This window comes from Janibacter terrae, from assembly GCF_039636765.1.
GTDB classification, from domain to species: domain Bacteria; phylum Actinomycetota; class Actinomycetes; order Actinomycetales; family Dermatophilaceae; genus Janibacter; species Janibacter terrae.
The window spans coordinates 1,912,600-1,925,028 of the sequence record NZ_CP144167.1; the positions used below are offsets into that span (position 1 = coordinate 1,912,600).

General features: G+C 70.9%; 12 protein-coding genes. 10 read left to right on the plus strand and 2 right to left on the minus strand.

The genetic code is table 11. The features are described from left to right. Positions 1 to 226: 226 nt before the first annotated feature. A complete protein-coding gene (locus tag V3C34_RS09325) occupies positions 227 to 1,456 on the minus strand; it encodes an IS256 family transposase (RefSeq protein WP_346006842.1) in 1,230 nt (409 codons plus the stop codon). Positions 1,457 to 2,074: 618 nt separating this feature from the next. Between V3C34_RS09325 and V3C34_RS09330 the strand changes: the two genes are divergently transcribed. Further along, entirely contained in the window at positions 2,075 to 2,494 is a 420-nt protein-coding gene (locus tag V3C34_RS09330; protein ID WP_068324855.1) for a DUF2784 domain-containing protein, read from the plus strand. Continuing rightward, a complete protein-coding gene (locus V3C34_RS09335) occupies positions 2,494 to 4,062 on the plus strand; it encodes a hypothetical protein (protein ID WP_191279126.1) in 1,569 nt (522 codons plus the stop codon). The genes V3C34_RS09330 and V3C34_RS09335 overlap by 1 nt, the downstream gene beginning before the upstream one ends. Before the next feature lie 15 nt (positions 4,063 to 4,077). On the opposite strand, the gene heR is transcribed toward V3C34_RS09335, so the two are convergent. Beyond that, on the minus strand, positions 4,078 to 4,878 hold the full coding sequence (heR, locus tag V3C34_RS09340; protein ID WP_169701888.1) for a heliorhodopsin HeR: 801 nt from the start codon (positions 4,876 to 4,878) through the stop codon (positions 4,078 to 4,080). 216 nt (positions 4,879 to 5,094) lie between these two features. Between heR and V3C34_RS09345 the strand changes: the two genes are divergently transcribed. The 8 genes from V3C34_RS09345 (at position 5,095) to V3C34_RS09380 (ending at position 12,375) form a co-directional block, all read left to right on the plus strand. Beyond that, positions 5,095 to 6,066: a TerC family protein gene (locus V3C34_RS09345; RefSeq protein WP_068324852.1), complete on the plus strand. Its 972-nt coding sequence runs from the start codon at positions 5,095 to 5,097 to the stop codon at positions 6,064 to 6,066. Continuing rightward, positions 6,063 to 7,196 (plus strand): hypothetical protein, encoded by a 1,134-nt coding sequence (locus V3C34_RS09350; protein WP_169701887.1) that lies wholly within the window; start codon positions 6,063 to 6,065, stop codon positions 7,194 to 7,196. The genes V3C34_RS09345 and V3C34_RS09350 overlap by 4 nt, the downstream gene beginning before the upstream one ends. A 256-nt stretch (positions 7,197 to 7,452) precedes the next feature. Beyond that, a complete protein-coding gene (locus tag V3C34_RS09355; RefSeq protein ID WP_068324850.1) occupies positions 7,453 to 8,139 on the plus strand; it encodes a V-type ATP synthase subunit D in 687 nt (228 codons plus the stop codon). Continuing rightward, complete coding sequence (locus tag V3C34_RS09360; RefSeq protein ID WP_068324849.1) at positions 8,136 to 8,543, plus strand: hypothetical protein; 408 nt, start codon at positions 8,136 to 8,138, stop codon at positions 8,541 to 8,543. Before V3C34_RS09355 ends, V3C34_RS09360 begins: the two co-directional genes overlap by 4 nt. Continuing rightward, a complete protein-coding gene (locus V3C34_RS09365; protein ID WP_068324848.1) occupies positions 8,540 to 10,633 on the plus strand; it encodes a V-type ATP synthase subunit I in 2,094 nt (697 codons plus the stop codon). Before V3C34_RS09360 ends, V3C34_RS09365 begins: the two co-directional genes overlap by 4 nt. Positions 10,634 to 10,638: 5 nt before the next feature. Continuing rightward, positions 10,639 to 10,860 carry an ATPase gene (locus tag V3C34_RS09370; protein ID WP_053208071.1) on the plus strand — a complete coding sequence of 74 codons (222 nt, stop codon included), beginning with the start codon at positions 10,639 to 10,641 and terminating at the stop codon, positions 10,858 to 10,860. Position 10,861: 1 nt separating this feature from the next. Then, complete coding sequence (locus V3C34_RS09375) at positions 10,862 to 11,494, plus strand: hypothetical protein (protein WP_056886718.1); 633 nt, start codon at positions 10,862 to 10,864, stop codon at positions 11,492 to 11,494. Beyond that, on the plus strand, positions 11,491 to 12,375 hold the full coding sequence (locus tag V3C34_RS09380) for a V-type ATPase subunit (RefSeq protein WP_068324847.1): 885 nt from the start codon (positions 11,491 to 11,493) through the stop codon (positions 12,373 to 12,375). The genes V3C34_RS09375 and V3C34_RS09380 overlap by 4 nt, the downstream gene beginning before the upstream one ends. The last annotated feature ends 54 nt before the right edge of the window (positions 12,376 to 12,429 follow it).

Consider the following 12,429-nt stretch of genomic DNA (forward strand, 5'->3'; position numbering starts at 1 on the left):
GTGCAGCGACGTCCCGCTGGCATGATGAGATTTCTCCGACCCACGACAAGCCGCCCGATACGCTGGCAGGCTTCTGGCGCCGCTCAGTGCTCTCGCGGCCCCTGTGGTCATTGAAGGCCTTTCGCCGATGATGCGGTGGCAAGTGCGTCGTCGCACGGCGGCACCGTCAAGGGTGACGTCCCGCTGAGTGGTGGAGTTCTCGACACCGTGCGGGTCAGTGCTCTGATCATGCCGTCATGAGTTCGGGCTTGGCCACCTCCTCGGTCGGCTTCTCAGCCAGCTGGGCCATGGAGTGTTCGGACAGGTAGCGGCGTTCGGCGGTGACTTGCCACTCGTCGTGGGCCTCGACGAGGACAGCGCCGGCCAGCCGCAGCAGGGCGGCGGGATTGGGGAAGACCCCGACGACGTCGGTGCGTCGTTTCACTTCCTTGTTGAGCCGCTCGAGCGGGTTCGTCGACCAGATCTTCTTCCAGTGGCTGACCGGGAAGCCGGTGAAGGCCAGCAGGTCGTCGCGGGCCTCGCGGAGCATCTGCTCGACCTTGGGAAGCTGCTTGCCGAGCATCGTGGCGATGACCTCGAACTGCTCGTGCACGTGCTCGGCGTCGGGCTGGGCGAAGATCGTGCGGATCGCCGCTGCGACCATCTCGGAGTTGCCTTTCGGGACGACCGCGAGGACGTTGCGCATGAAGTGCACCCGGCACCGTTGCCACGCGGCGCCGAGCAGGACCGAGGCGATCGCGGCCTTCAGGCCGGTGTGGGCGTCGCTGATCACCAGCTGCACCCCGCCCAGCCCGCGGGCCTTCAACGACCGGAGGAACGCGGTCCAGAATGCCCCGTCCTCGGAGTCGCCGACGTCGAACCCGAGCACCTCGCGGCGGCCGTCGGCGGTGACACCAGTGGCGATCACGACCGCCTGGGACACCACGCGCCGGTTCACCCGGGCCTTGCAGTAGGTGGCGTCGAGGAACACATACGGGTAGTCGATCCCGGCCAGCGACCGGTCCCGGAACGCGCCGACCTCCTCGTCGAGGTCCGCGCAGATCCGCGACACCTCGGACTTGCTGATCCCGCTCGCGCCGCCCAGCGCCTGGACCAGGTCGTCGACCTTCTGGGTCGACACCCCGTGCAGGTAGGCCTCCATGATCACCGCGAACAGCGCTTGATCGACCCGACGGCGCCGCTCGAGCAGCGAGGGGAAGAACGTCCCGGTTCGCAGCTTGGGGATCCGTAGCTCCAGGTCGCCGGCGGTGGTGGTCAGCGTCCGCGGCCGCGACCCGTTGCGCTGTGCCGTCCGCTCGGTAGTGCGTTCCCATGGGCCGGCGCCGATCACCGCGGTGAGCTCGGCGTCGATCAACGCTTGGTAGATCGTTTGCGCCGCGGTCCGGACCCGGTCCTCGACGCCAGCGGCCTGCATGGCTTCGAGCACCTCGAGTAGTGCAGCATTGTCCAAGGCCATCGTGCTTCGTGTCCTCTCGTGAGTGTCTGTCGCAAGTACTCACTGACCGTTGCACGGTGGCCGCCTACGTCGTGGTCAACACGACGATCAGCGGCCCGAACTACACCACCTCACGGGACGTCACCACCGTCAAGCCGATCCACGGCGCACCCCTTTGCAGCAGTCCGTATTCCGCCGCACCATCCTCAACCCCTGGTTTCGAGTCGTCCTCAGGTCGAATCCTTCCGTGCCGAACCCTTGAAAACGATGACGAAAGCATGAATACTGGTTCGTGCAATGGGGAGTATCCCCGTGGCGGGCTTCGTCAACACGGTGCCAACGGCTCCCGGAGCCCGGTCCCGCCAGGGACGGGAGAGACCATCCGCAGCGAGACGTAGGAACGGCTCGCCGAGATTCGGGTGGCGTCCATGATGTTCAAGATTCAGGTCTCCGGTCGGACCCAAGGGGCGTGGCCAACCTGGTTCGCCTCTCCAGGTGGTCGTCTCGTCAGTGCGGTCCGACGCATGGTCGTAGCGACCAAACCGCGGACGCCCCGCCAGCGGTGGATGTGACCGCCCCGGCGAGCGGCTCCGTCATCCTTGGCGTCACTGGCGGGCGAGGGCCGAGAGGGGGACTGCGATGGCCTGGACCCTGATGGCGTGGGCCGTCGTCCTCCTGCACCTGGCGTTCCTGGTCTTCCAGATGCTCGGCGCCCTGCTTGCCCTCGTGTCGCGGGTGTGGTTCGTCCCGCACCTCGCCGTGGTGTCGTGGGGGGTCGGCATCGTCATCACTCAGGGCAGCTGTCCCCTGACGGTGCTCGAGAAGGACCTGGTCGAACGCGCCGGTGGCACGCCGTACTCCGGTTCCTTCCTCGACCACTACGTCTTCGGGATCCTGCTCCCCGACGGCACCCAGACCTTCGTGTACGCGACCCACCTGGTGGTCATCCTCGCGACGTACGCCTACGTGGTGTTGCGGCTCCGACGGCGTGCGGAGCAGGGTGCCGGCGAACGAGCCGCGACGGCGAGCGCGAGCTCACCAGGAGCCGAGCCCGGGTGATGGACACCGCGCTGGCGGACCGCCCGGCAGCGCCCGGTCCCGCGAATCGGCCCGGTCGTTCGTACGACGAGCGCGTCACCACGCGTGTCCTGTGGCTGACCTGTGCGGCTGTAGTGGCGGTTCGCTCGGTCTTCGTGGCCCAGCCGATTCGTTCCGATGAGGGTGGGTACCTGCATGCTGCGCGCCACTGGGCGCCGGGCGAGGGCGAGTTCATCTACGGCGACTTCCACGTCGACCGGCCGCCGTTGCTGATGGCGTTCTTCCGCCTGGCGGCCCTGTGGGACACCGACGCGGCGATCCGGGTCATCACGATCCCGGTGGTCGTGGCGATCGTGCTGGCGACCGCTCGCGCCGCCGGCCTGCTGGCCGGCCCGGTCGCGGCGAGGTGGGCAGCGGTGGTGACGGCGGCTCTGATGTGCTCCCCGGCGCTGGCGGCCGATCAGGCCGACGGCGTGATGTTCGCGCTCCTCTTCGTCACGGGTAGCATCGCCGCGATTCTGCACGGTTGGCGAGCCGGTGACCTCCGCACGACCGTCGGCTGGGGGCTGGTCGCCGGTGTGCTCGCTGCCGCTGCGCCGTTGGCGAAGCAGAACTTCGTCGACGCGTTCGCCTTCGCCGGGGTGCTGATCGCGGTCTCGGCGCTGCGGCATCCGGGGTCTCGGACGCGGCTCGGCACGCTGGCCGCCGGCTTCGGTGCGGGCACCGTCGTCGTCGTCGCAGCGCTGGCGGCGTGGGCCCACCTCAAGGGGGTCGCGATGGACGTGATGTGGGAGGACGTGATCGCCTTCCGTGTCGAGGCGGGACAGGTGCTGGCCGCGTCCCACCACTCGGCACCGATGGAGCGCGCTCGGCTCCTCGTGCTCGCCGCCGTGGCCAGTGCGGCTGTGCCTGTCGTGATGACCTGGCTGGTTGGGTTGCTGCGTCGGCCTCGCCCTCTCGCGGCCGAGCAGTGGGCATTGCTCGCCCTGCTCGGGTGGAGCGCGATCGGCATCGTGGTCGGGGGGAGCTACTGGCTGGACTACCTGCAGGCGTTGGCTCCCGCTGCGGGCCTCGCGGCGGGTCTGGTGAGCGCCGGCCGTGGCGCCGGGCGGCGGCTGATGCGCGGCTTGGCGCTGTGGGCGGCGGTCGCGTCGCTGGGGGCAGTGGCCACCACCACGCTCGCCTACCAGGCCTCGCCGCGGCTGTGGTACCCCCAGCTCATCGGCGGGTGGGTGGCCGACTCCGCCGAGGAGGGCGACACGATGGTGGTCGCGTACGGGAACTCGCAGGTCGTGGAGGCGGCCGACCTGCCCACTCCCTACCCCTACCTCTGGAGCCTGCCGATGCGGACCCTCGACCCGGACCAGCAGCGCCTCGAGCGCCTGCTCGACGGACCCTCGCGGCCGACCTGGTTCGTCGTGTTGAACGGGGTGAACTCGTGGGACATCGATGACGACGGCCGACTCCGCTCCATGATCGAGGAGCACTACGAGCCGGCCGCCACGATCTGCGGGTACAACGTCCTGGTCCGCGCCGACGTCGAACGGCGACTCGCCGACGCTCCGAACTGCGGCAGCAGCCAGTGGTGAGCTCCAGTGGTGAGGTCAGCTGGCAAGGGTGCCGGCGAACACCTGCCAGGACAGCGCTGACTTCGCGACGAGGCTGAGCAGGATGTAGACCCGTTCGCCGAACAGGTAGTCGCGCCACCGTCCGAGGCCGCGGTACTGCAGCCATTGGTTGAGGGCGAAGACGTTGAAGAAGGCGAAGAGCGACACGAAGATGCCGTAGACGAAGGCGGGCGGCTCGGCCCCGGAGGTGGACTGCGGTGACACCAGGTAGACCGTGATCGCGAGCCACGGCACGATCCCGGCGGCACACCCGAAGATGAACGGCAGCCAGCCGCGCGAGCCCGGGTCCTCGTAGTGCTCTTGGAGCCACCCGAACAGGATCATCGAGGCGTTGACGCCGAACAGCGCCAGCAGGGCCGCGACGTCGGAGATCCCGACCAGCTGGGCGATCAGCACGATCATCAGCGACGAGGACACGGAGTACTCGATCCAGCGAGCCCGGTTGCGGCGTCGGGCGAGGTCGGCCCGGTAGCCGGCCCCCCAGGTGGTGGTGACGACGACGTGGGCCAGCGCGGACAACAGGAGGAACGCTGCCACCGCGGCACCGGTTGGGACGTCGAAGAGAACGACCTGCTCCTCCGGCGTCGTTCCGGGTGGGCCGGCGAGGTAGGTCCCGGTGACTGGGAGTGCGAAGCTGGTGGCCAGGGCGAGGACCGCGACGGCCTGGGCGAGGTGGAGCACGGCTGCTACCAGGTTGTCGCGTCGCAGTTTCGGAGCCAAGGCTTCCACCTCGGGAGCAAGCGGATCGGGAGATGGTTCGCGGTGCTGGCCGGACATGGTCGCTCCTCGTGTGCGGGACTTGACTTCCGAAGTGTGCTTCGTGAATACTGTAGCGCATGAGGGGAGTACCCCACCCTCGCTGACATCGACAGTTCGACCGGCCCTGCCCGGTCCGGTGCGGCGGTCGCCAGGTCCACGGACCGGGCGGCGGGGGAGACCTCCAACGTCACGCTCGGCTGTTGGTCGAGTGGTCACGCTGGAGGTATAGCTGTCATGGATGTTCCCTTCTGGGCCTGGGCGGCGGTGCTGGGCGTCATCGTCGTGATGCTGGCGATCGACCTGTTCGCCCACCGCACCGCTCACGTCGTCGGTGTCAAGGAGGCTGCCGCCTGGTCCGCGGTCTGGGTCAGCCTCGGCCTGACGTTCGGCGGCATCGTCTGGTGGGCCTACGGCGCCCAGGCCGGCGGCGAGTACTACGCCGGGTACCTGATCGAGAAGTCGCTGGCGGTCGACAACGTCTTCGTCTTCGCGCTGATCTTCACCTACTTCGCCGTGCCGCGGGAGTACCAGCACCGGGTCCTGTTCTACGGCGTCCTCGGGGCACTGGTCTTCCGGGCGATCTTCATCGCCGGTGGCGCGGTCCTGATCGAGAACTTCGCCTGGATCCTCTACCTCTTCGGCGCCTTCCTCGTATACACGGGCTGGAAGATGTTCCGCCACCGCGACGACCAGATGGACCTCTCGCGCAACAAGCTGCTGGCACTGGCCAAGAGGAAGATCCCCTCGACGGAGGAGTACCACGGGCAGAAGTTCTGGGTGAAGCAGGCGGGCAAGTGGGTGGCCACGCCGCTGTTCTTCGTCCTCATCATGGTCGAGACCACTGACATCATCTTCGCCGTCGACTCCATCCCCGCGATCTTCGCCGTCACCCAGGACCCGTTCCTGGTCTTCACCAGCAACGCCTTCGCCATCCTGGGCCTTCGAGCGATGTACTTCCTGCTCGCCGATCTCATCGACCGCTTCATCTACCTCAAGGCCGGCCTCGCCGCGATCTTGGTCTTCGTCGGCATCAAGATGCTGCTCCTCGACGTCTACAAGGTTCCGATCTGGCTCTCCCTCGGCGTGATCGCCAGCTGCATCGCCGTTGCGGTCATCGCCAGTCTCCGCGCGACTCGTGACCAGGCCACCGTCGCCCCCCACGCGACGCCGGCCCACGCGTCCGACGAGGACGAGGTGCTGCGATGAGCCCCCGCACGCGTCCCAAGGCGGGCGGTTCGCCGGTGGCGCTGAGGACCAGGGACATCGCCGACCTGGCGATCACCTCCGGCTTTCCGTGCATCTCGGTCCTCCTGCCGACGAAGCCGTCCCCGCGCATGACCAGGGAGGACCGGTCGAGGTTGGACGACCTGGTCCGAGACGTGGAACACACGCTCGCCGAGCGTGGCGTGATGAACCGGTCCGCGCTGCTGGACAAGCTGGCCGAGCAGGTCGACCGCGCGGGAGACCAGCCGACCGACCTGGGGCTGTGCATCTACGTGAACCGGGCCGTCGCCCGCTCGTTCCGGCTGCCACAGTCGGTGACCGCCCGGGCGGTGGTGGAGAGCACCTTCGCCACTCGGCCGCTCATCGCGGCCCTGCACCGCATGCCACCCCACGCCGTGCTGCTGCTACACCCCACGTGCGCCCACCTGTACGCCTCCGAGGACGGCGGACTGCGCCCAGTGGGACGGTCCGAGCCGTTTGGCTCGGGGCGGCCGATCCGGGTGCCGGGTGCCGGACAGCCGGGCGCCGCCGAGGCCCGAACGGAGCTGATGGCCAGGTTCCTGCGCAAGGTCGACCGGATGCTGGGCGACTACCGGGCCGACCACCCGAGCCCGCTCGTGCTGGTGGGTCCGCCGCGGTTGCTCGAGGAGTTCTGCTCCCTCAGTGCCAATCTGGAGCGGCTCGCCGGGCGGGTTGATGACCGCGACTGCGCCACGGCCCTCGACCTGGCCCTGGCCGGCATCACGTCCGTCGAGGCGTACCTGCGGACACGACGCGACGACGCACTCGCGCTGCTGCGCCAGGCAGAGTCGGATCGACCCACGGACGTGGCCTCGGGCATCGAGCAGTGCTGGCGGGCCCTCGGGCGACGCCTGCCCGCGATGCTGCTGGTCGAGGAGAACTTCATCAGTCCAGGCACGACGGCACCCGGACGCGGGGCTCCTGCGAACTCCTCAGGGAACGCCTCCGGGGATGCCTCCGGGGCCGGCGACGTGCATGACTTGGTGGACGACCTGATGGAGCAGGTGATCTTGATGGGCGGCCAGCTGGCGCTGGTGGCCGACGGCGACCTCGCGAACCATGACCGGATTGCGCTGGTCCTGCGGCGCTAGTGCCAACCTTGACACCGCAGCACGATTCACGTAATCTGATGCGTAAGAAACCCTTGAAGGGGAGTACCCCACCAACCGGCCATCGTCACTCCGGTCGTCCTGCGACCCGGTGGCCGACCACACCTCCCGGGGTGTGGCGGGGAAGACCTTCCGACCACTGTCGGGAGGCATTCTCCGTGAATACTCAGCTACTTCGTGACCGGCTGAAGGATCGGCGCCGTCCGCCCGGGCGGGTCGGCCCTGCGGGGTGGCGGCGATGACGGCCCTGACCGCGACCCGGACCGAGCTGCTGCGGCGTCGCTCGGCGATCGCCTTCGCGGCCCAGGGCCGTGACCTTCTGGTCGACAAGCGGATGGCCCTGGTGCGCGAGTTGCACCGTCTCGACGCAGACGTGTCCGCCCAGCGTGAGGCCGCCGCCGTCCTCGCCCGGGAGGCTCGCGCGCTGCTCGACGAGAGCACCGCCGACGAGGGCCCGGCCGCCGTCGCGGCGGTCGCGTCGGGTGCGGCCAACGGCGTCGTCGCCGAGCGCGAGGACCGCATGGTGGTCGGCGTGCGGGTCGTGACGGTGCAGGCCAACGACCTGCGACGGACGGCCGAGGAGCGCGGCGCGGCACCGGTGCTGGTGGCCCCGTCGATCGAGGCGGCGGCGGAGGCCTACGAGCGGTACCTCGAGCACGTCCTGCGCTTCGTGGCCCTCGAGGCCACGGTGCGCCGGCTCACCGAGGAAGTGGCCCGCACCACGCGCCAGGTCAACGCGCTCGAGAACGTCGTCATCCCCGGACTCGAGGAGGAGGCCGCCCACATCACCGCGGTCCTCGAGGAGCGCGAGCGTGAGGAGCACTCCCGCCTGAAGCGGGCGCGGGAGCGACGTCGCGTCCCGCAGGACCGACCGGCACCGGACCATCCTCCCGTGCCGCGACCCGACGAGGAGGAACGGCGATGACGCAGATGCAGGATCCGGCCGCGATGCGCCAGGTGCGCGAGCTAGAGCGGCTTATCGAGGCCCGTCTCGAGGAGGCGCGGCAGAGCAACGCCCGCGTTGTCGCGGCCCGGGAGCAGGCGGAGCTCCTCGTGGGGGAGTTCGCCGCGGAAGCCGCCGCGGAAGCCGACCGCCTGTCCGCGCGTATCTTGCAGGAGGCACGCGAATGGGTACAGGCCGACGAGGCCGAACAGCAGCGGATCGGCGTCGAGGTGACGCAGCGGGCCGTGCGCCTGCGGGAGGAGCTCGTCGCCGCCACCGTCGCCGCCGTCCTGACCGTCGCCCCGACCGTGACCCCGCCCGTGGCCCCGACCGTGGCCCCGACCGTGGCCCAGCGGGCCGACCGGACCCCGAAGGCGAGCCGATGATCCGCCGACTGCACCACGTCCAGCTCCTGGGCCGACGCGAGCAGCTGCTCGAGACGGTCGAGTCGCTCCAGCGAGCCGGGGTCGCCGAGGTGACGCCATCCGGGGCGCCGACCGGCAGTGCGGACAAGGCTGCGGACCCGGTTGCAGACCCGGCTGCGAACAAGGGTGAGGACCGTATGGCCAGGCGGGACCTGCTGGCCCGGGTGCAACGCCTGCTGGAGTGGGCGCCGTCAGATGCCTCGTTGGCACGCGAGTCGCCACGCCGGAGCGCGGACGCCGCACCGGTGGACCCGCGCGACGCCGACGTCAACATCGCGACGCTCGAGCTCGAGGTCGAGTCCCTGCGCGGGGCCCAGGCCTCGCTGGAGGAGGAGCGCGACGCGCTGGCGCGCTACGTGGACGTCCTCGCCCAGCTCGAGACCCTCGTGCCGGAGCTGACCTCGCTCTCCGATGCCGAGCTCGAGCTGCTGGGACTGGCGATGACCGCGCTGGTGCTCGACGACCCGGCCGGGGCCGTGGTCGGACTGCTCGAGACCCAGCTGCGGCAGCTCGCCGGCAACGGGTTCATGCTCCGCAGTACGGACGCCGGCCGCGCCCGCGGCTGCCTCCTGGTGGTGGCCCGCGACCGGCTGCCCGAGGTCCTCGGTCTCATGGGCGCGGATGAGATCAGCCGGGTCGAGGTACCCGAGGACTACGCCCACCTGTCCCTGCACACCACGCTCGTGCGGATGCGCGCCCGGCTCGTCGACCTCCAGGCCGACCTCGACGCCGTCCGCGCCGACCTCGACGCGCTCTGGCTCCGCGAGGCCCCCGGGCTGCGCGCCGCCGCGCGTGCGCTGCTCGTGCTGACCGAACGCGACGCCGCGGTCGCGGCCGCCGCGCTCTCCGAGCGCACCTTCCTCCTGCGCTGCTGGGTGCGGGCAGACCGTCGCCGCGAGGTGCGCGAGCAGCTCGACCGCGACGGCCTCGCCGACGTGGCCGTCGTCGACGCCCCGGCGGGCGAGGTCCCCGGCCCCTCCCCGGTGGAGCTGACCGGACGCGCCGCATGGTCCCCCTACCGCCGCCTGGTCGGGTTCCTCTCCTGGCCCTCCCCGAACGGGCTGGACCCGACCGGACTGATGGCGATCTTCTTGCCGTTCCTCTTCGGTGTCATGGTCGGCGACGTCGTCTACGGCGCCGCGCTCGCCGGCATCGGCTGGTGGCTGCGCCACCGGGCACGCACGCACGACCGCGGCGGTGTGGAAGGCGGGGTGATGGACGACGCCGGCCGCGTCCTGATCGCCGGCGGTGCGTGGGCGGTGCTGTGGGGCGTGATGTTCGGCGAGGCGCTCGGCAGCCTCGGCAACATGTGGGGGATGCCGGCGCTGTGGTTCTACCGCGGCGGACCCGAGGCCCTCGAGCCCCTCCTGCTCTTCGCCGTCGCCCTCGGCTGGTCCCACATCGTGCTCGGCCTGACCCTCGGCCTGGTGACCGCGCTGCGCCGTGGCGACCGGCACCGCACCCTCGAGGTGGGCGGCACCCTGGCCGTCCTGCTCGGCGCGACCGCGGCCATCGCGGCCACCATCCTGAACGCCCCCTCGTGGGTCACCCTCGCCGCGCTGGTCCCCGCCGTCGTGGGACTCGTGGCCACCAGCTCCGTGCACGGCCCCATCGGCGCCCTCCTCGGCCCACTCGAGCTCATCGGCACGGTCGGCAACGTCTTGTCCTACCTCCGGGTCGCCGCGGTGGGACTCGCCTCGGTCTACCTCGCCAACGTCGCCAACGAGCTCGCCACCGAGCTGCCCCTCCTCATCGGACTGTTCGTCGCCGTCCTGCTGCACCTGCTCAACCTGGGTCTGGCGGCGTTCAGCCCGATGGTCCAGGCCCTGCGACTGCACTACGTCGAGTTCTTCAGCAAGTTCCACGACGGCGAGGGCCAGGCCTTCCAACCCCTCGGCGCCCACGGGGCCCTCAACCCCCGCGCACTCCTGACCCCACCCCGCGACCGACCGCTCGGCCCACTCCTCACCCCAACCTTCGACCCGGTCGGCGTCCCGCCGCACGGCACCACCAACGGCGTCCGCATCGCCGACGCCACCCACGAAAGGTGACACACATGGAAACCGGACTCATCGCCCTCGGAGCAGGACTCGCCGTCGGCCTCGCCGCCCTCGCCACCGGCTACGCCCAGGCGCGGATCGGCGCGGCGGCCATGGGAGCCATCGCCGAGAAGCCCGAGCTCGCCGGTCGGGCCATCCTGCTCGTGGCCATCCCCGAGACGCTCGTCATCCTGGGCTTCGCGGTCGCGGCCATGATCGTGCTCCTGCTGGGCGGCTGACATGACCCTCCAGGCGCTGCTCGAGACCATGGAGCACGACGGTCGTCGCGACCTGGCCGACGTGCTCGCCCGGGACGAACATCGCGCCCGCGAGATCCTCCGGGAAGCCCACCAGGCGGCCGAGCGCGACCGCCTCGGCATCCTCACCCGAGCCGAGTCGACCGCCCGCGACCAGGCGCTCCGCGTCCGCTCCACCGGGGCAGCCGCGTCCCGCGCCCACGTTCGCGAGGTGGTCGACGCCGAGCTCGAACGGGTGCGCACGGCTGCCGGAAAGGAGCTGCAGGAACTGGTCGGCACAGGCCACGGGACTGCGGCCACGCTCGACCTCCTCGACGAGGCGATGGCTCTCCTGCCCTCGGCCACCTCCTGCACGGTCGATCCGGCCCACCTGGACGCCGTACGCCGCCACCGGCCCTGCCTCGTCGTGGAGACTGGACCCGTGGGGGTCGGCGTCGTGCTGCGCGACGCCCAGGGGCGAGCGGTGCACAACACCGCCGAAGGACGCCTTGACGCGGCGTGGCCGCTGCTGCGCCCGGTGCTGCGCGACGCGGTGTGCGAACCGCACCCGGAAGTGGACCCCGAAGCGGACGCGAAAGCTGACGCGGAAGTGGTCCCGGAGGTGGACCCGCGATGACGGCACCGCTGTACGTCGCCGGCTCGACGGCCCTGCGGGCCCGGATGTCGCGCCTGACCCCGGACGGAGCAGGCCAGGGTGATCGCGAGGAGAGCGAGGAGATGCGTCGGCTGCCGCAGCTGTTCGTGGGCGAGGCACGCGCGGTGGCACAGGTGCTGACGGGACGACACGACCTGCGCGACGCCCTCGCGCTGCTGCGCGGCGCGGCCTCGGGCCTCCCGCCTGAAGACCGGCTCCGGGGGGTGCGCGCGGTCGGTGCCATCACCCCCGAGCGGGCCGCCGAGCTCGCCCACACGCGGGACGAGGCGGGCGTCGTGGCCCTCCTCGAACGGCTGCGGCTGCCGACGCCGATCACGGCGGCGGCCCTGCCTCGGCTGTGGTCACGCTTCGAGCTGCACCGCGACGTCGAGGAGCTCGAGCTCGCAGTGACGGCCACGGCGCACGCCGAGTGGGGCGAACGCGCGGCCCACCCGCGTTCGCGTCCCGTCGCGGACCTCCTCGCCCGCGAGCGGGACCAGCGCAACCTGCTCATCGCGCTGGCCCGGTCGGACGTCGACCCCGGCCGGCTGATGCCGCTCGGGCGCCTCGGCGTCCGCGACCTGGAGCACGCGATCACTGGCCGCTGGGCTCCCGTTCTCGGCGTCTACCCACGCTGGCGGGCCGCCGCAGCGGCGTACGAGTTGCACGGGGATCTCGGCCATGTCGACCGGGACCTGCACGACGAGGCCACCGCCGGCGCCGCCGCGCGGCTGCGCCGCGGCGACGCCGAGAGCGCCGACCCGCTGGTGGGCTACGTGCTGCTGCTCGAGGAGCGCGCGCGCCGACACCGCCGAGCCGGACTGATCCTCGTCACCGGCGGAGCGGACCGGAGGACCCCGTGACGAACGCGCTTACCCCCTCAGCGCCACGGATGGACTCAGAAGTGGACTCGGAGG

Bases quoted from the DNA above. Each gene is read 5' to 3' on its own strand.
- V3C34_RS09345 (WP_068324852.1), top strand. From the start codon at position 5,095: ATGGATGTTCCCTTCTGGGCCTGGGCGGCGGTGCTGGGCGTCATCGTC.
- V3C34_RS09360 (WP_068324849.1), top strand. From the start codon at position 8,136: ATGACGCAGATGCAGGATCCGGCCGCGATGCGCCAGGTGCGCGAGCTA.
- V3C34_RS09375 (WP_056886718.1), top strand. From the start codon at position 10,862: ATGACCCTCCAGGCGCTGCTCGAGACCATGGAGCACGACGGTCGTCGC.
- V3C34_RS09325 (WP_346006842.1), bottom strand. From the start codon at position 1,456: ATGGCCTTGGACAATGCTGCACTACTCGAGGTGCTCGAAGCCATGCAG.
- V3C34_RS09370 (WP_053208071.1), top strand. From the start codon at position 10,639: ATGGAAACCGGACTCATCGCCCTCGGAGCAGGACTCGCCGTCGGCCTC.
- heR (WP_169701888.1), bottom strand. From the start codon at position 4,878: ATGTCCGGCCAGCACCGCGAACCATCTCCCGATCCGCTTGCTCCCGAG.
- V3C34_RS09380 (WP_068324847.1), top strand. From the start codon at position 11,491: ATGACGGCACCGCTGTACGTCGCCGGCTCGACGGCCCTGCGGGCCCGG.
- V3C34_RS09350 (WP_169701887.1), top strand. From the start codon at position 6,063: ATGAGCCCCCGCACGCGTCCCAAGGCGGGCGGTTCGCCGGTGGCGCTG.
- V3C34_RS09335 (WP_191279126.1), top strand. From the start codon at position 2,494: ATGGACACCGCGCTGGCGGACCGCCCGGCAGCGCCCGGTCCCGCGAAT.
- V3C34_RS09355 (WP_068324850.1), top strand. From the start codon at position 7,453: ATGACGGCCCTGACCGCGACCCGGACCGAGCTGCTGCGGCGTCGCTCG.
- V3C34_RS09330 (WP_068324855.1), top strand. From the start codon at position 2,075: ATGGCCTGGACCCTGATGGCGTGGGCCGTCGTCCTCCTGCACCTGGCG.
- V3C34_RS09365 (WP_068324848.1), top strand. From the start codon at position 8,540: ATGATCCGCCGACTGCACCACGTCCAGCTCCTGGGCCGACGCGAGCAG.